The sequence below is a fragment of the Streptomyces sp. SDr-06 genome (assembly GCF_003324565.1).
In the GTDB taxonomy this organism is placed as follows: Bacteria; Actinomycetota; Actinomycetes; order Streptomycetales; family Streptomycetaceae; genus Streptomyces.
Genome location: NZ_QOLA01000003.1, coordinates 296,852 through 313,546, shown reverse-complemented (window position 1 = coordinate 313,546; position 16,695 = coordinate 296,852). Strand labels below are relative to the sequence as shown.

Annotated in this window: 14 protein-coding genes and 1 pseudogene; 7 read left to right on the top strand and 8 right to left on the bottom strand. The window is 70.1% G+C overall.

What is annotated here, in order from left to right; translation table 11 throughout:
• Positions 1-192 precede the first annotated feature (192 nt).
• Complete coding sequence (locus tag DT019_RS39495) at positions 193-2,142, top strand: globin domain-containing protein (RefSeq protein ID WP_189389420.1); 1,950 nt, start codon at positions 193-195, stop codon at positions 2,140-2,142.
• A gap of 4 nt (positions 2,143-2,146) precedes the next feature.
• Positions 2,147-2,848 (top strand): pyridoxamine 5'-phosphate oxidase family protein, encoded by a 702-nt coding sequence (locus DT019_RS09840; RefSeq protein WP_223279376.1) that lies wholly within the window; start codon positions 2,147-2,149, stop codon positions 2,846-2,848.
• 278 nt (positions 2,849-3,126) lie between these two features.
• Here the strand turns inward: DT019_RS09840 and DT019_RS09835 are convergent.
• From DT019_RS09835 to DT019_RS39490, 3 genes and pseudogenes are all read right to left on the bottom strand, one after another.
• Positions 3,127-3,531 (bottom strand): annotated as a pseudogene (locus DT019_RS09835) ((2Fe-2S) ferredoxin domain-containing protein).
• Positions 3,532-3,535: 4 nt separating this feature from the next.
• On the bottom strand, positions 3,536-4,069 hold the full coding sequence (locus DT019_RS09830; RefSeq protein WP_114036327.1) for an isochorismatase family protein: 534 nt from the start codon (positions 4,067-4,069) through the stop codon (positions 3,536-3,538).
• Positions 4,070-4,184: 115 nt separating this feature from the next.
• On the bottom strand, positions 4,185-4,610 hold the full coding sequence (locus DT019_RS39490; protein WP_189389418.1) for a MarR family winged helix-turn-helix transcriptional regulator: 426 nt from the start codon (positions 4,608-4,610) through the stop codon (positions 4,185-4,187).
• A gap of 440 nt (positions 4,611-5,050) precedes the next feature.
• On the opposite strand from DT019_RS39490, the gene DT019_RS09820 reads away from it, so the two are divergent.
• A complete protein-coding gene (locus tag DT019_RS09820) occupies positions 5,051-5,983 on the top strand; it encodes a zinc-binding alcohol dehydrogenase family protein (RefSeq protein WP_114036325.1) in 933 nt (310 codons plus the stop codon).
• A gap of 160 nt (positions 5,984-6,143) precedes the next feature.
• Here DT019_RS09820 and DT019_RS09815 read toward each other — a convergent pair whose 3' ends face one another.
• Together DT019_RS09815 and DT019_RS40175 are read right to left on the bottom strand one after the other, a co-directional pair.
• Positions 6,144-7,361 (bottom strand): FAD-dependent oxidoreductase, encoded by a 1,218-nt coding sequence (locus tag DT019_RS09815; RefSeq protein ID WP_223279375.1) that lies wholly within the window; start codon positions 7,359-7,361, stop codon positions 6,144-6,146.
• Positions 7,358-7,852, bottom strand: coding sequence for a hypothetical protein (locus tag DT019_RS40175; protein WP_223279374.1), 495 nt, complete (start codon positions 7,850-7,852; stop codon positions 7,358-7,360). The genes DT019_RS09815 and DT019_RS40175 overlap by 4 nt, the downstream gene beginning before the upstream one ends.
• A gap of 316 nt (positions 7,853-8,168) precedes the next feature.
• Between DT019_RS40175 and DT019_RS09810 the strand changes: the two genes are divergently transcribed.
• Together DT019_RS09810 and DT019_RS09805 are read left to right on the top strand one after the other, a co-directional pair.
• On the top strand, positions 8,169-8,807 hold the full coding sequence (locus tag DT019_RS09810; protein ID WP_114036323.1) for a PadR family transcriptional regulator: 639 nt from the start codon (positions 8,169-8,171) through the stop codon (positions 8,805-8,807).
• A 198-nt stretch (positions 8,808-9,005) separates the two neighbouring features.
• Complete coding sequence (locus DT019_RS09805; protein WP_114036322.1) at positions 9,006-9,602, top strand: GNAT family N-acetyltransferase; 597 nt, start codon at positions 9,006-9,008, stop codon at positions 9,600-9,602.
• A gap of 104 nt (positions 9,603-9,706) precedes the next feature.
• Here the strand turns inward: DT019_RS09805 and DT019_RS09800 are convergent, their stop codons facing one another.
• Positions 9,707-10,750 (bottom strand): bile acid:sodium symporter family protein, encoded by a 1,044-nt coding sequence (locus tag DT019_RS09800; protein ID WP_114036321.1) that lies wholly within the window; start codon positions 10,748-10,750, stop codon positions 9,707-9,709.
• Between the two features lie 249 nt (positions 10,751-10,999).
• On the opposite strand from DT019_RS09800, the gene DT019_RS09795 reads away from it, so the two are divergent.
• Complete coding sequence (locus tag DT019_RS09795; RefSeq protein WP_114036320.1) at positions 11,000-11,881, top strand: LysR substrate-binding domain-containing protein; 882 nt, start codon at positions 11,000-11,002, stop codon at positions 11,879-11,881.
• Between the two features lie 390 nt (positions 11,882-12,271).
• Entirely contained in the window at positions 12,272-14,071 is a 1,800-nt protein-coding gene (locus tag DT019_RS09790) for an AMP-dependent synthetase/ligase (RefSeq protein WP_114036319.1), read from the top strand.
• A 95-nt stretch (positions 14,072-14,166) separates the two neighbouring features.
• Here the strand turns inward: DT019_RS09790 and DT019_RS09785 are convergent, their stop codons facing one another.
• Entirely contained in the window at positions 14,167-15,069 is a 903-nt protein-coding gene (locus tag DT019_RS09785) for a hypothetical protein (RefSeq protein ID WP_114036318.1), read from the bottom strand.
• A gap of 356 nt (positions 15,070-15,425) precedes the next feature.
• Positions 15,426-16,478: a chitinase gene (locus DT019_RS09780; RefSeq protein ID WP_317617749.1), complete on the bottom strand. Its 1,053-nt coding sequence runs from the start codon at positions 16,476-16,478 to the stop codon at positions 15,426-15,428.
• Positions 16,479-16,695 lie beyond the last annotated feature (217 nt).

Sequence of the window (16,695 nt, the reverse complement as noted above, 5' to 3'; positions counted from 1 at the left end):
TTCGCCGGGCCGGTGAGCGATGCCGTCAGGCCCGAGGCCTCAACCCGGCGCCACACCCGCGAGCATGAGGTTCGCCCACTTCGGGGGATAGTTCCGGTCCGGATTTCCAAGGCATCGCGTCGGCGATTTACGACCTCTTTCCGTATGACGGAATGCGAAGACGACCGAAAGACGTTCGAGGCGAGGCAGATCATGAACGCTCCCACCACGACGGGCGAGAACGACTCTTCCGGCGGCGGCAACGGCGAGCGGGGCTGGTTCACTCCGCCGAAAGCGGCCTCTGCCGCTTCCCGCGAACCGCGACGGGATCAGCACGACGGCGATGAAGGCATCGCCGATCCCCGAGGCAGACAGGACGTACGGGGAAACAGCCCCGGCAGCGTGCCGAGTTCGATACGGCCCGTAGGCAACGCAGCCGAGCGGGCGCGCACGGCGGAGGCCCAGCCCACGCCGCCTCCCTGGCTGACCCGGCTCTCCCACCCCGGTGACGGAGACCGCGCCGTGCCCCCGCTCGAGACCACCCCCGCACAGGCCGCCCCCGGCCGCCAGCACGAGCACCAGCACGAGTCGCAACGGCACCCAGTGCGAGACGCGAACAAATTCGACGGCCCGGAAGGGACCACCCGAACTGCTCAGCCCGCCGAGGCAGCCGGACATAGTGAAGCGCCCCGGTCCTATGAGGCCGCCGAGCCCGGCGAGGGCCCCAGGGCCGCCGCTCAGGCCCCCACGTCCTATGAGGCGGTCAGGCCGGGCGAGGCCGTCTGGCCGGACGATCCGGGCACATGGCCGGACGACACGGCCAGCCCTGATGAAGTCAGCAGCATTCATGGGACAGTTGAGGCCGAACACACCGAGCATGCGGAAGACGCCGACGTGAGTGCACCGCCGACTTCCAACACCTGGCCTGCCGCGGCGGTGCACGGCACGCCGTCCGCCACCGCCGCGGACACACCAGAACCGGAGGCCGCTCCTGGCCCCTCCGCCGGCGCTGCCTCCACGGCGGCCTCCCCCACCGCCGTCCTCATCCGGCGCACCATGACGGAGATCGGGCCCGTCGCCGACAAGGTGACCTCCTACTTCTACGCGCTGCTCTTCGTGCGGCATCCCGAGCTGCGCGCGCTCTTCCCCGCCGCGATGGACGCGCAGCGCGACCGCCTCTTCAAAGCGCTGCTGACGGCGGCGGAACACGTCGACGACGCCGACACGCTGACCGACTACCTGTCCCATCTCGGCCGCGGTCACCGCAAGTACGGCACCAGACCCGAGCACTACCCGGCCGTCGGGGAGTGCCTGCTCGGCGCGCTGGCCCGCTACGCCCCCGACACGTGGGGCCCGGAGGCAGAGGCGGCGTGGGTGCACGCCTACACCGCCGTCTCGCAGATCATGATCGATGCCGCCGCGGCGGACGAGTCCGTCTCCCCCGCCTGGTGGCACGCCGAGGTCGTCTCCCACGAGCTGCGGACCCCCGACATCGCGGTCGTGACCGTACGCCCCGACCAGCCCTACCCCTTCCTCGCCGGTCAGTACACCACTCTGGAAACCCCCTGGTGGCCGCGCGTGTGGCGGCACTACTCGTTCGCGTCGGCGCCCCGCTCCGACGGGCTGCTCTCCTTCCACGTCAAGGCCGTCCCGGCCGGCTGGGTATCCGGAGCCCTCGTCCATCGCGCACGCCCCGGCGACGTCATCCGTCTCGGACCCCCAGCAGGTTCCATGACCGTAGACCACACCACTGACAACGGCCTGCTGTGCCTGGGCGGCGGCACCGGTATCGCCCCCATCAGGGCACTGGTCGAGGACGTCGCCGAGCACGGCCGCCGTCGTCTCATGGACGTTTTCTACGGCGCCCGCACCGGAAGCGACCTGTACGACATCGACCCCCTGCTGACCCTGGCCCGGAAGCACCCCTGGCTGTCCGTGCGCCCCGTCGTCGCGACCGGCCCGGTCGGCGGCGAGGTGAACAGCATCAGCGGACAACTGCCGGACGCCGTAAGGCAGTACGGGCCCTGGCGGGCGTACGACGCGTATCTGTCCGGACCGGCCGGAATGGTCCGCAGCGGCGTCGACGCGCTGATGGGATCCGGCATGCCGTCCGAACGCATACGGCACGACTTCATCGAAGAGCTGGTCACGGCAGGAGACTGAGGACTTGGCGACAGAGATCGAGCACGGCAGGGCGGCCGAGCCGGGACGAGTACGTCCCGGCAGTGAAGGCGAGCACCTGATACAGCGTCACCTCGGCACCACCGAGCGCGCGGACCGCTTCTACGACGAGCAGGTCCTGGACCAACTCAACGAACGCATGAGGGAGTTCGTGGCCCGCCAGGAGATGTTCTTCCTGGCCACCTCGGACCGGAACGGCGAGTGCGACTCGACCTTCCGGGCGGGCCCGCCGGGCTTCCTGCGGGTCCTGGACGAACACACCCTCATCTACCCCGAGTACCGCGGCAACGGCGTCATGGCCTCGATGGGCAACATCGCGGAAAACCCTCACGTCGGCGTCCTGATGGTCGACTTCACCCGGGACCGCATCGGCCTGCACGTCAACGGTCGGGCCCGCATCCTCCTGGACGAGGACGTCCGCGCCCACCACCCCGACATCCCGCTCGACCCGGCCCCCGGCCGCCGCGCCCGCCTGTGGGTGGAGGTCACGGTGGAAGAGGCCTACATCCACTGCGCCAAACACATCCCCCACCTGCAGAAGGTCCCTCCACAGCAACGTGCCGCACGCGCCTGGGGTACGGACGACTCCCGGCGCAAGGGGGGCGACTACTTCGGGGCGGCGGAACAGTCCGGGGCGGCCGCCCCGACCGGCGGCCATGCGGGGCGCACCGTCCCGGCATCCACCTGAGAGCGCTCTCGCTCGGCACCGCATGCGAGCATCACCTGAGGATGCCCGCGCCGAGGAGAACTGCCCCGGACTGGCACTCACGCAACTCCAACAGCACGCAGCATGACCGGAGTTGCGACGCCGACACGAACGGCCCGTCGCGCGGAGAAGCGAAAGGCCCGTTCGCGGCGCGCTCCCTGAATTGGCCACGAAGAGAACCCTCCCCCGGGAAGACGGGGAAGTCGGCTCCACTCACCGCACAGGACATCCCCTCGCCCTCCCGCTCAGGAGGACATGGCTCAGCGCGCGCGTCTGCGGGCCTCGGACGGGGCCGGGATCATCTGAAGGGCAAGTGTGGCCGGCGGGTCGGCCTCGCCGGGGCCGCCTTCTCTGGCCCAGGCCAGGATGTCGTCGGTGGCGTCGTCGTCGAGTACTCAGCCGATCCAGGCCGCCCGGGCGCCTCGCTGGCGGGCCCGGCCCGAGGGCTGGACCACGATCACGTTGGCCTGGCCGCAGGGCCCGAGGCAATCGGTGGTGCGTACCGCGAGCCGGCCGCCGGATTCGGCGGCTGCCGTACGCAGACGGGCGAGCTGGCGGGCATGGTCGGTGCCGGGGTTCTTGCGGGCGTCCCCGCAGCAGCACCCGCGGCAGACGACGAGGGTGCAGGGGCGCGAACCGGCCGCGGATATCGTGAACTTGGGCACGCGATCAGCCGAATCCGACGGCGGAGGAGGTGATGACCGTTCCGAGGCGGGGGAAGTTCAGGGCCACCGCGGCCCGGTGTTCGTCCTCGGTCAGCGCGGCCATGGCGTCCTCCGCGAAGAGCAGCTCGTAGCCGTGATCGGCGGCGGCTCGGGCCGTCGACTCGACGCCGAGGTTGGTGGCGATGCCGCCGAACACGAGGGTGCCGATTCCGCGTTCCGCGAGCAGTCCATGGAGCCCCGTACTGTGGAAACCGCCGATGGTGCGCTTCACCACGACCAGGTCGCCTTCGGCCTGGAGACCGGCGACGAGAGCGCTTCCAGGCGGCTGGGCGGCCACCCCGGGACGTTCGACCCGGACGAGTACGACGGTCGCGCCCGCCGCACGGAAGGCGTCCGCCAACTGCCTTGATGTGGCGACTACTTGCTCACCGGAACGCGGCGCGAGCGGCAGCGCGGTGATGCGGTCCATCAGATCGACGAGGACGAGCGCGGTGCGCGCGGGGTCGACAAGGGCGGGCTCGCCTTCGAATGCGGTCATGGCGGCACCGTACCGGCCCCGATGATCTAGACCGTACGCCGGGGACCGCTTCAGGCCACGGCCAAGCTCCGGGGACCCGGGCCGGATCGGCTGCGACCCCGCGACACGGTGGAGATCACGCCTCGTGCAGGCGCGCCAGGAGCGCCATGAGCCGACGCGCTTCGGCGGGAGCGAGCGGCGCGAGGAGACGGGCGTTGGCATCCTCTGCCGCGGCCGCACAGCGTTCGAGGAGACTCTCACCGGCCGGGGTGACCGTGACCGCGTTCTTGCGGCGGTCCCTGGGATCGGGCTCGCGGACGGTCAGGCCGTCGGCCTGGAGGTCGTTGAGGATGCCGACGAGATCCTTGGGGTCGATGGAGAGTCTGCGCCCGAGGTCGGCCTGCGCGATCGGGCCGAGTTCGGACACCGCGGCGAGCACCGCGTGATGCAGCATTTTGACGCCGTGCTCTGCCAGCGCCTCCGCAACGAGGCCCCGCCCGCGCGCCGCCACCCGGCCGATCAGCCAGCTCGGGAGTGACTGGATGTGCTGGAGCGGGGGGATGGCCCCGCGGGGCCCGTTCGCCGCGCCGGCCCCATGTGCATTGCCGGACGCACTGGCCCCACCAGCCCCCTCGGACTCGGCGGACTCGGCGGACTCGGCGGGAACGTCGCCGGCGCGTGCTGAGAGCGCGACCTCAGGCCCGGTGCGCGAAGAGCTAGGGCGGGCACGTTTTGCAGCCCGACCAGCCCGATCAACGCGGTCAGTCCGGCCAGTCCGGCCCGGCCCGTCGCCGGGGGCGGCTGCCGAGGTGAGGTCGGCCGCCAAGGCGGGGCCGTTGAGAGCGCTCTCACTCATGCGGGTCCTCCGAGTCATGCAGGCCTGCGGGCTTTGCGGACCATGCGCACCCTCAACACCCTAACCCGAGCCCATTGGGCTTCCCAACGATTCGCTTCAGCTATACCGTTGGGACTCCCAATGAATTTTCGACCCCGGGAGGGTGCATGCGTCGCGTTCGGTATGAGATCAACGGCGGCCCCGAAGTCATGTTCCTTGAGGACGTCACCCCGCCCGCACCAGGCGCCGGTGAGCTTCTGGTCGACGTCGAGGCGATCGGGGTGACCTTGCCCGTGGTGCGCAAGCTCCGCGAGGGCAGCGAGCCGATACCGCTGGGCGGCGAGGTGGCCGGCACGGTGGTCGCGCTCGGCGAAGGCGTCACCGGGTTCGCGGTCGGCGACCGGGTGACAGGGCTCTGCTTCGGCCACGGCTACGCGGAACAGGCCATCATCCATACCGCGATGACCTCGCGCATCCCCTCCCATGCCACCTTCGTGGACGCCATCGCCTTGGTCCGCAGCGGCGGGGTGGCGCGCGGCGCCTACGTGGCCGGGCGCACCGAACCCGGCGAATCGGTCCTCGTCACGGCCGCCGCGAGCGCGATCGGCACGCTCGTCCTGCAACTGGCCAGGGCAGGCGGTGCGCGGCGCGTCGTCGCCGCCGTCAGCTCTGCCGACAAGGCCGACTTCGTACGGGGGTTGGGGGCGGACGAGGTCGTCCTCTACGACGACGAGTCCTGGGGCGAGCCGGTCGACGTGGTCATCGACGCGGTCGGCGGCAAGCTGCTCACCCGTGCCGTGAAAGCGCTCTCACCCGGCGGCCGCCTCGTCGCCTTCAGTTCGGGCGGCGGCAGCATCGAAGCGTACGACCTGCTCGTGGGCGGGAAGTCCGCCATCGGGTTCCAGATCGCGCTGATCGCCCGCAACAAGCCGGAGCTGTACGCCCGCTGGCTCGACGAGAACTGGGAGCTGCACGCCGCCGGAGAACTCCGCACCGCCGTCGCGGCAGAGCTGCCGCTCGAGGAAGCGGCGCGGGCTCACGAGATGATCGAGTCGCGACGCAACCAGGGCAAGGTGGTGCTGCTGACGGGGCGGCCCTGAGGCGTTGTCGCCCGAGCACGGCGGGGGCCCGGTTTTACGGAGCGGTTGCTGGGCCCGAGTGGCGGCCCTCACCGCCGACATACCCGGCGATTGGTCGGGGCCGGGTCTCGGCACCTACCGGAGATCCGCGCCCAGCCCCGACCTCGGCCCGCACCGAGCCTCATGGGGACGCAGGCTCGGCGACCAGCTCGCTCCAATCGATGCGGTACGAGTACTGCCAAGCCATCCTCTTCTCCGGCTTGAGCAGCTTCATCATCGGCGGCATCAGCAGGTCCCGCACGACCCGGCCGACCGGCCCGGCTGCCTTGTCGTTGTTGATGCGGGCCGTCTCGGCGATGATCCGCTCGACACGGGGCCGACGCAGCTCCTCGTACGCGGCGAAAGCAGGCCCGTACGGCAAGTCCCTTACGCAGCGCGCGAGTTGGACCGCGCTTTCGACGGCGAGTGAGGCGCCCTGGCCGGAGCTGGGTGAGGCTGCGTGCGCGGCGTCCCCGATCAGAACCATGCGTCCCCGGCTCCAGTGCGGCACCTTCAGCATGGCCTCGACCGGCCCGGTGAGAGCGAGTTCCGCCGGGTCGGTGCGGGCCAGCAACTCCTTGGCGGGCGTGCGGTCGTCCGCCACGAGAGCGCTCAGCTCGCTCAGCCATTTCTCGGCGCCCACCTCGGCCGCGCGGGCCGCGGAGAGCGGCTCCGGACTCGGCAGATTGACGAACCAGCCTCCCGAGGAATCGTCGAAGATCTGGTAGCCGAAGAACACCCGGCGGCCGTACGTCATGTGCATCTTCCCGCCGCTGGACGGCAGTCCGGTGTCCTTGACTCCGGCCCCGATGCCGATCAGGCCCGCGTATGTGGGTCCGGGCGCGGCCGGGTCGATCAGGGTGCGCGTGGTGGAGCGTATGCCGTCGGCGCCGACCAGGATGTCGGCGGTGGCGCTCGTCCCGTCGACGAAGTGAGCGGTGATCGAGTCGTCGCTCTCCTCGGCACCCACGAGTTGCTTGCCATGGTGAATCCGCACGCCACGCCGAGCGGCCTCGTCGTACAGCGAGGCGTACAGCTCGGGGCGCCACACGAACTGGCTGGGCTGCGCGCCGGCGGGGGTACCGAACTCCGCGAGCTGCCGACCGTTCCAGCTGTGCACGACGATCGCGTGGACCGGGGCGCCGACGGAGCGGACGACGTCTCCGGCGCCGATCGCGTCGAGGGCGGCGATCCCGTTGGGAGCGATGCTCATGCCCGCGCCGACGCCGTCCGACCTGCTGTCGTACGCCTCGTACACATCGGCCTCGATACCGGCCCGGCGCAGAGCCATCGCGGCGACAGGTCCTGCGATGCCGCCGCCGATGACCAGCGCACCTCGGACGCGCGTTCCGGCGTTCACGACCGCCGCCCCTTCTGTCCGTTCTTCCCCTCCGCGATCTCGTGGGTGCGCCGCATCTCCTGGCGATGGGCGCGGTCGGTCAGCGCGACCAGGGTCGCGATGCCGCCGCGGTTGATCCGGATCTCGCCGGAGTCGATACAACCGAGCAGCGTGATACGGCGGTTGGCGCTCCCGTCGTGCGAAGGCGAGGGGCCCTGGGCGTCCTTGACCTTGCCCCGGCCGGTCCACTTCAGGTCCCAGTGGTCGATGACGGCGGCGTCGTCGACAAGCAGCTTGACCGTGGTGCGACGCACGTAGAGGCGGATGTCGATCTCTTCGGGGAGCGCCTTGGAGCGCAGATCCAGGACGACGAAGCCGGACCGGGCGCGGATCTCGAAGCGGCCCGAGGTGGTCCATTCACCTATGTGCTTCACAGCCATGTGGTCGGCGTGGATGTGTTCGGCAGGCGCCATGTGGTCGGCGAGCGGAGGGGTGATCGAGGGCGTGGTCATGGCCGTGACCTTCTTTCGGTGAGTTCCATACAGATGGGTTCAGGGCTGCTTCAGGGCTGCTTCAGGGCTGTCGGGGCCAGAGGTGACGGATTGAGGGGTTGATGGGTCAGGAGCGACTCGTTACGCCACGGGAACGTGAGCCTGACGCGCTCCCGGGGATGGGAGAGGGGGGCGGGACTGTGGGCCGGATTCGCGCGAGGCGCGGATGTCCCCGCCGTTGTCGTCCGGCCCTCCCTTGGCCTCGTTTCGACCCCTTGATAGTTGCATTGCAACTAGTATCAAGTCAACTAGTTCCTTCGTGAGTATCATCCAGATCATGACGTCGCTCCCCCGCAGCTCCCCGCTCGCCTTGACCGTCCTGGCCCTGCTCCACTACAAGCCGCTGCACCCATACGGGATCCAGCGGCTGATCAAGGACTGGGGGAAGGAGCAGGTGGTGAACGTCGGCCAGCGCGCGAGTCTCTACCGGACCATCGAGCGCCTACTGGCGGCGGAGCTGATCGCGGTCCGCGAGACGGGACGCGACCAGCAGTACCCGGAACGAACCGTGTACGAGGTGACCGAGGCGGGGCGCGAGGTCACCCGGACCTGGCTCGACGAGATGCTGGCGGCGCCCAAGGCGGAGTTCCCGCAGTTCCCGGCCGCCCTGTCGCACGCGCTGATGCTCGCGCCGCACGAACTCCTCGACGCGTTGGAGCGCCGACTGACCAGGGTCGACGCGACGCTGAGGGCAATCGACGCGGGCCTCGCCTCGGAGTCCGCGTCCGGCCTGCCCCGGGTTGCCTCGCTGGAGAGCGAGTACCTGCGGGCGATCACCGCCGCCGAGGTGAAGTGGCTGCGCGGAGTCACCGATGACCTGCGCGAAGGGCGACTGCCGTGGTCGAAGGAGGACCTGATGGCGTTCGCCGCGCAGCAGGAGAACGGAGCTGGGCCCCGAAAGGACCTGGAGGGATGAGAGCGCTCTCAACCGAGCAGCTTCAAACGTGGGCCACCCGTGACGGGCCTCGTCGCTGCCTGCGCCTTCAAGGTTCCAACGGCGCCCCAAATTTCAGCCCCATCCCGACAGCCGCTGGGAGCGCTCTCAGCAACCCGTGGCCGCAACGGCATGACAAATTCCGTTGTCCCAAGAGCGCGTTCAGACGATCCTCCCCGCATGGAGCTTCCCCAGCAGGTCATCGTTGTGGACGACAGCCTCACGCTGCGCGCTTTCGACGCCGAGGCGGACCTTCCGGAGTACTTCCGGGTCATCGAGGAGTCGCTGGAGCACCTGCGTCCCTGGATGCCCTGGGTTGCCGAACACGGCCTGGCCAGGACCACCGACTTCCTGGCCCGCCGCGCGGGACGCTGGGCGAGCGGTGACGAGTACACGTACGCGATCGTGCTGGACGGCGCCATCGTGGGCGCCTGCGGCCTGTTCCGGCGCGACGACACCCGGGAGGAGGTGCGCGAGATCGGCTACTGGTTGCACCCGGCCGCCACCGGCCGCGGCGTCGCCACCCGGACCGCCCGCGCCCTGGTCGATCAGGCTTTCCGGCTGCCCGGCGTCGATGCGGTCGAGGTCGTCCACGATGCGGCCAACCGTTCCAGCGCCGCCGTCCCGGCCCGGCTCGGCTTCGCCGAGCACCTGCGCCGCCCCAACGAACCGCTCGCCCCAGCCGAGACCGGCGTCGACCAGATTTGGCAGCTGACTCGTCACCAGGCAGAGGCTGCGAAGGCTTCCGAGCGAACCGAGGCTGCCCCGGAGCGCTGATGAGCGGCGGCCTTTCCAGGACCTGGAAGCGCTCTCATCGAGCGGCACTCTCCGGTCCGCGCCGGCCTACGCGCGTGACACGGTTCCCCCGGCCGAGGCCCGCCCTACTCCCCGACCCGCACGCCCCGCCCGCGATCGGCCGGGACTGCGTCCGTCCCCGGCTCCTGTTCGGCCAGCGGGTCGCGGGCGCGGCGCTTGGCGATCACCGCACACACCATCAACTGCATCTGGTGGAACAGCATCAGCGGCAGCACCGCGAGGGAGGCCTGGGCCCCGAACAGGACGCTTGCCATGGGGAGTCCGGCGGCGAGGCTCTTCTTCGACCCGGCGAACTGGATGGCGATGCGGTCGCCCCGGTCGAAGCCCAGCCGCTTCACCCCGTACCAGGTCAGCATGAGCATCGCGGCGAGCAGTACGGCCTCGACGGCGAGCAGGGCGCCGAGTCTGTACACGCTCACTTGGTGCCAGATGCCGCGGGCCATGCCTTCGCTGAACGCGCTGTAGACGACCAGCAGGATCGAGCCACGGTCGACGTAGCCCAGGACCTTCTTGTTGCGGACCAGGAACCCGCCGACCCAGCGCCGCAGGAACTGCCCGGCGAGGAACGGCACCAGGAGTTGCAGCACGATCTTGAGGAGCGAGTCGGCGGAGAAGCCGCCCCCGCTGTTGCCGAGCAGGCCCGCCGCGAGCAGCGGGGTGATGACGATCCCGGCGATGCTGGAGAAGGAGCCCGCGCAGATCGCGGCGGGTACGTTGCCGCGGGCGATCGACGTGAACGCGATCGATGACTGGATCGTCGACGGCACCAGACAGAGGAAGAGCAGTCCGTTGTAGAGGTCCGGTGTCAGGAGGAACGGGACGAGCCCCTTCGCCGCCAGGCCTAGCAGCGGAAACGCGACGAACGTGCAGGCCAGCACGGTGACATGAAGGCGCCAGTGGCGCAGCCCGTCCATCGCCTCACGGGTCGAGAGCCGGGCCCCGTACAGGAAGAAGAGGAGCGCCACGGCCCCCGTCGAGGCGCCGCTTGCGACACTGGCCGCGGACCCGGAGGCCGGTAGCAGCGCGGCGAGTCCCACTGTGCCGAGCAGCGCCAGTATGTACGGGTCAACCGGCAGCCAGGACGGCAGCTTCGGGGTGCGGCGGCTCATGTGCTCCACTTACATGCTCGGGCGTTCGGTCTACGGCGTGTTGTCGCCCCTGCGCTTTCCGGCGCCGGGGCGAGTGCTGGCCCGGCCTCGCTCTGGCTGAGTCCGGGTTCCATGCGGAGGCGGATTCCGGCCAGCGGTGCCGTCCGGGATCGCGCATTCTCGATGCTCCCCTTTCGACACCTGATCGGGAATCCCGTACACCACTCTCACTGTCATCACGTTTCGCGATGGCCGGGCTACCGTGAGGGCATGTACGACGCGAACCAGCTGCGGACGTTCCTCGCCGTCGCGCAGACGCTGAACTTCACGCAGGCCGCGCGGCGGCTCGGGCTGCGGCAGTCGACGGTGAGCCAGCACGTGCGGCGCCTGGAGGACGCGGCTGGGCGGCTGCTGTTCAGCCGGGACACGCACAGCGTGCGGCTGACCGAGGACGGCGAGGCGATGCTCGGCTTCGCGCGCACGATCCTGGCCGCACACGAGCGGGCCGCCCACTACTTCACCGGGACGCGGCTGCGCGGCCGGCTGCGGTTCGGCGCCTCCGAGGACTTCGTGCTGACCCGGTTGCCGGAGATCCTGCAGGCGTTCCGGCGCGACCATCCCGAGGTGGACCTGGAGCTGACGGTCGAGCTGTCCGGGACCCTGCACCGACGGCTCGAGGCGGGCCGTCTGGATCTGGTGCTCGCCAAACGGCGCCCCGGTGACAGCCACGGCGAGCTGGTGTGGACGGACGAGCTGTGCTGGATCGGGGCGCCCGGCCTGCGGCTCGACCCGGAGCGGCCGGTCCCGTTGATCTTGTTCCCGCCGCCCGGGATCACCCGGGCGCGGGCGCTCGAAGTCCTGGAGGACCACGGGCGTTCCTGGCGCATCGCCTGTACGAGCGGCAGCCTGAGCGGCCTGATCGCGGCGGCCCGCGCGGGCCTCGGGGTGATGGCCCACACCCGTGGCCTGATTCCGCCCGGTCTTGACCCGCTCCCGGCGCGTGCGGGCCTGCCGGAGCTCGGCGGGGTGGACTTCGTCCTGCTGCACAACCGGCGGGGCTCGGCCGCCCAGGACGCGGCCGGCGCGCTGGCCTCGGCGATCCTGACGGGCGGAGACCGCCTGCATCCGGGACACGGGCGCAGTACCGGCTGAGCGATGGCGCGCGGCACTCGTTGACGGCGCCGGGGGCCGGGGGCGTCAGCACATGTCGGTGGCCGAACCAGTGTGGGCGCGATCCATGGGTAGCCGAGTGTGGTCCGGACCAGATCGGGCACAGCCGTGGGCTGGGGGTGACCGGAGCGTACAGATTCCGTGGAGATTGCCTTCCGCAGAACTTGCCTTTGAGTCAGCAAGGCGCCCGAGCGGTCCCCATGTGGGCCTGTTTCGGTCGCTGACCTGTGAAGACGTCGTACGTCTCGACTTGCAGAAGACCCCTGTCACCGAAACTGCCCGTGAGGTACGGTCACCGCGCTGTGCGGAGCGCCACCGGGGGTGGCCACCCCGGAGGGAGGCAGGTCATTGCGCGAGTTCACGGTCCCACCCATGGCGACGGCGCCTCAGGTCGGCGGGCTGGCGGACGCGGTCTTCGATCATGCCCTCGACGACCCGTACCGCGTCGCCGTCTGCCGCAAGGACGCCTCCGGCCGCTGGCAGAACGTGACGGCCGCGGAGTTCAGGGACCAGGTCTTCGCGCTGGCCAAGGGATTGATCGCGGAAGGGGTGCGGTTCGGGGACCGGGTCGCCATCATGGCGCGCACCCGCTACGAGTGGACGCTCTTCGACTTCGCGCTGTGGACGATCGGCGCCCAGCCGGTACCGGTCTACCCGACGTCCTCGGCGGAGCAGGTCTTCTGGATGCTCCACGACTCCGAGGTCACCGCGTGTGTGGTGGAGCACGAGGACCATGTGATGACGATCGGCTCCGTCGTCGACCGCCTTCCCCGGCTCAAACGCCTGTGGCAGCTCGACACCGGGGCGCTCGACGAACTCCTCAAAGCGGGCGAGTCCATCGACGACGAGGTGGTCCACCGGCACCGCCGGGCCGTGACGCCGGAGTCGGTGGCGACCGTCATCTACACCTCGGGCACCACAGGACGCCCCAAAGGGTGTGTGATCACCCACGCCAACTTCATGTTCGAGACCGACATGCTGATCTCCCGCTGGGAGCCGGTGTTCCACTCCCGCCCCGGCGACGAGGCATCCACCCTGCTGTTCCTCCCGCTGGCCCATGTGTTCGGGCGGATGGTGGAGATCGCCGCGATCCGGGGCCGGGTGAAACTGGGGCACCAGCCCGCCCTGTCCGCGTCCGCGCTGCTGCCCGACCTCCAGTCGTTCCGGCCGACCTTCATCCTCGCCGTCCCGTACATCTTCGAGAAGGTGTTCAACGCGGCCCGCCGCAGAGCCGAGGCCGACGGCAGGACGGGGCCCTTCGACAAGTCGGTGGACATCGCTGTCAAGTACGCGGAGGCCATGGAGCAGAAGGCGTTCGGCCTGGGCCCCGGTCCGTCGGCGGCGCTGCGGATGCAGCACCAGTTCTTCGAGAAGACGGTGTACGGCAAGGTCCGTGAGGCGATGGGCGGCCGGGTGCGGCACGCCATGTCGGGCGGCTCCAGCATGGGGCGCCGGCTCGGCCTGTTCTTCGAGGGCGCGGGCGTCACGGTCTACGAGGGGTACGGCCTGACCGAGTCGACCGCCGCCGCCACCGCCAATCCCCCCGAGCGCACGCGGTACGGAACGGTCGGACAGCCCATCCCCGGAACCACGGTCCACATCGCCGACGACGGCGAGGTGTGGATCCACGGCGGTCAGGTCTTCTCCGGGTACCTGAACGAGCCGAAGGCCACCGAGTCCGTGCTCAGGGAGGGCTGGCTGGCCACCGGGGACATCGGGGCGCTGGACGAGGACGGCTACCTCACCATCACCGGGCGCAAGAAGGAGATCCTGGTGACCTCCGGCGGCAAGAGCGTCTCGCCGGTCGCCCTGGAGGAACGGGTACGGGCACATCCCCTGGTCGCCCAGTGCATCGTGGTCGGCAACGACCGCCCGTACATCGCCGCGCTGGTCACCCTCGACCAGGAGGGCGTCGACCACTGGCTCGCCATGCGCGGCAAGGCCCCGCTCACCCCGTCCGAGCTGGTGCGCGACCCGGACCTGGAGACCGAGGTGCGGCGCGCGGTGGTCGCCGCCAACACCCTGGTCTCCCAGGCCGAGTCGATCCGCACGTTCCGGATCCTGGCCCACCAGTTCACCGAGGAACACGGCCTCCTCACCCCCTCGCTCAAGCTGAAGCGCCGGGCGATCGAGGACGCGTACGGGGCCGAAGTGGAGGCGCTGTATCACTGAGAGCGCTCTCCGCCCGGCCCGCGAGCCCGCCCCTGGACTTCGGGGAGGGGGCCGTGGGCCGCGTGAGAGCGGTTGCTCGCGCCTGTCAGGTGGGGTCAGCTCAGCTCGAGCACCTTGTGCATGCCGAGGAACGCGTGCGGCACACCGTTCTTGTCGTCCGGAATGAAGCAGAGCAGCGCGTACCGGCCCGGCGGGAGGCGGTGGGCTCGCAGCAGCACACTGTGCCCGGGAGAAACCGCGCCGATGCCGAGAGCGGGCCCGGTGAACGGCGCCGGGCCCGGGTTTCCGGCCGCGACACGGTCGAAGTACGCCTGGATCTCGGCGTCTGAGGTGCCCGGAGCGACCGGCTGGAGCTGCATTTCGTGCAACTCGTCCGCCGCGTTGTGCACCAGAATCGGCTCCCCGGCCTTGTGGAGAGCGCGTACATCGAAGCGGGGCCCGGCCGGCGTCTCGCGTGTGGTCACCACGGCACCGTCGAAGTCACGCAGATCCCCGTGCCGCCCGCCGTCGAGCCACAGGACGCGGAAGACGGGGTGGGCGGGGTCCTTGAGGAAGGCCGTGAAGTCGAGCAGGGCCAGGCGGCCCGGCTCGATCCTGGTGGTGAAGGTCTCCGGTACCTCCGGCGTGACGAGAGCGCCGCCGGCCGCGTCCGCTTCACCACGGAGCGCCGAGACGCCCTGCGCCGACACCGCCGGCGTGTGGCTGACGGCCTTGGCGAGATCGTCGAAGACGGTCCGCAGCGGCACCCCGTCGTGCGGGCGCAGGAGTTGCAGCTGGCGACCGCTTGCGTCGTTCGTGTGGACGCGGAAGGTGGTCAGACCGCCCAGGGCATGGTCGGGCGCCTTGATCCCTGACGCGTCGACGCTGACGTTGACCGGCTCCGGGGCATGATGCGGCCGCGTGGCGCTGGCCTGCGTCACGCCGCCGATCACGCCGGTGAGAGCGAGCGCGGTGACGGCCGCGGCCCTGGCTCCACGTCGTAGCAGTGCGGTGCTCATGAAACTCCTGTTCGTGGTGCGAACCCCCAATCACCCAGGCCACCACCTCGCGCCGCGCCCCACCGTCCGCCACGCGGGCAGCAGCTCCGATCGGAGCAGAGCCCCGCACCGCGCCGCACCGCACCGGCTGCGGTCGGCACGAGTGTCCTGTGGCTTGTCACGTCCTCGCCCCGACGGGCTCAGTGCGGTGACCACATCGCCCGACCAACCCGATGTGCCCGCCAGTCCGATGGCACACCACGCACGCCGACCAACGTCATGTACGTACGTGACCATCCACGTCAACGATCAGGACCGCGGCCTGACCTTCGACACGAACGAGTTCGGCCAGCAGAGACGCGTCAGCTTTCCGCTCCTCAGCCCGCGTACTGGGAGACGATTTTGGTGAAGGCGTACGGAGACTGGCTGACCCCGCTGCACGAGTCGCCTGCGCCGCCCGAGGAACACTGGCGGTCCCGGTTGACCGCCCAGAAGGTGAAGCGCGCTATGTGATGCTGCCGGGCGTAGCCGAGGATGCTCTGGAAGTCGCCGGTGGTGACGGTCTCGTCGGACTCGTCGGTCTTGCCGTTCATGGAGGAGACGCCGATGTGCCGGTAGGCGGCGTCGTCGCTGTACCCGTAGGCGCTCTTCACCGCTGACTTGAGCCCTTCGAGAGCGCTCACCGTGGCCGAGCCCATGGACCCGCTGTGGCTTCCGAAGTCGAACGGCATGATCGTCCAACCGTCGTTGGCGAGCCCAGCCGCCGCTCCCTTTTTGATGAGGTCCCTGCCGTTGGTGTCCGGCCCGCTCGGGGTCGTCCCCATCGTCACGTAGGTGACGATGCCGGGGTTGCTGGTCTTGACGATCTTGAGAGCGCTCACCACGCGCTGCCGCACGGTGGCGTTCGAGAATTCGGTGGCTTCGATATCGATGTCGAGGGCCTTCAGGTGGTACGCGTTGATCACCTTCTGGTACGCACCCGCGAGCGCCGAGGCGCTGGAGCACTTCTCGCCGAGCTTGTTGCCGCTCCAGCCGCCGACGGAGACGACCACATTGCCGCCCGCGCCGCGGATGGAATTGATCGCGCTCTCATCGGAGCCTCCGGTCAGGGCGCGGGAACCGTCCCACTTCGGGTTGCATCCGCCGTCGGAGAGGATGAACGCCAGCGTGAACCACTTGACGCCGGTGGCCGCCATCACGTCGGTGGGCTTCTGCGGGTTGCCCCAGCCGAGGTACTCGTACGGAGCGACCGCCATCGCGCCGGATGCGGCGGAAGCGGACGCGGTGGCGACCGACCCGGCGGAAGTGACGCCCTCCCCCGAGGTGCCGGCGGCGCTGGCCTTCGGGATCGCGCCGACCAGGGGCAGGATCAGACAGCCAAGGCCTGCGAGGCCCGCGGCGAGACGGCGTGGGGGTACGGCAGTGTGCATGGAGGGGTCCTTCCATGGGGGGTTCGGCGGGTGTCAGTGGGACTCAGGAGCAGAGGTCGGGAGTTGGGCAGGGTCAGGTGTCTCCGAGGCTGAGGGCTTCTGCGGCCGGGGGCGCTTGGGCCGAGTCGCTTCTCAGGACGGGTTACTGGTCTGATCGCGTCGGGAGGCGCGGCGGGACCGGGTGAGAGTTCGGCCAGGGTTGGCGGTACACGGTGGG

Bases quoted from the DNA above. Each gene is read 5' to 3' on its own strand.
- DT019_RS39495 (WP_189389420.1), top strand. From the start codon at position 193: ATGAACGCTCCCACCACGACGGGCGAGAACGACTCTTCCGGCGGCGGC.
- DT019_RS09830 (WP_114036327.1), bottom strand. From the start codon at position 4,069: ATGACCGCATTCGAAGGCGAGCCCGCCCTTGTCGACCCCGCGCGCACC.
- DT019_RS09820 (WP_114036325.1), top strand. From the start codon at position 5,051: ATGCGTCGCGTTCGGTATGAGATCAACGGCGGCCCCGAAGTCATGTTC.
- DT019_RS40175 (WP_223279374.1), bottom strand. From the start codon at position 7,852: ATGACCACGCCCTCGATCACCCCTCCGCTCGCCGACCACATGGCGCCT.
- DT019_RS09810 (WP_114036323.1), top strand. From the start codon at position 8,169: ATGACGTCGCTCCCCCGCAGCTCCCCGCTCGCCTTGACCGTCCTGGCC.
- DT019_RS09805 (WP_114036322.1), top strand. From the start codon at position 9,006: ATGGAGCTTCCCCAGCAGGTCATCGTTGTGGACGACAGCCTCACGCTG.
- DT019_RS09800 (WP_114036321.1), bottom strand. From the start codon at position 10,750: ATGAGCCGCCGCACCCCGAAGCTGCCGTCCTGGCTGCCGGTTGACCCG.
- DT019_RS09795 (WP_114036320.1), top strand. From the start codon at position 11,000: ATGTACGACGCGAACCAGCTGCGGACGTTCCTCGCCGTCGCGCAGACG.
- DT019_RS09790 (WP_114036319.1), top strand. From the start codon at position 12,272: ATGGCGACGGCGCCTCAGGTCGGCGGGCTGGCGGACGCGGTCTTCGAT.
- DT019_RS09785 (WP_114036318.1), bottom strand. From the start codon at position 15,069: ATGAGCACCGCACTGCTACGACGTGGAGCCAGGGCCGCGGCCGTCACC.
- DT019_RS09780 (WP_317617749.1), bottom strand. From the start codon at position 16,478: ATGCACACTGCCGTACCCCCACGCCGTCTCGCCGCGGGCCTCGCAGGC.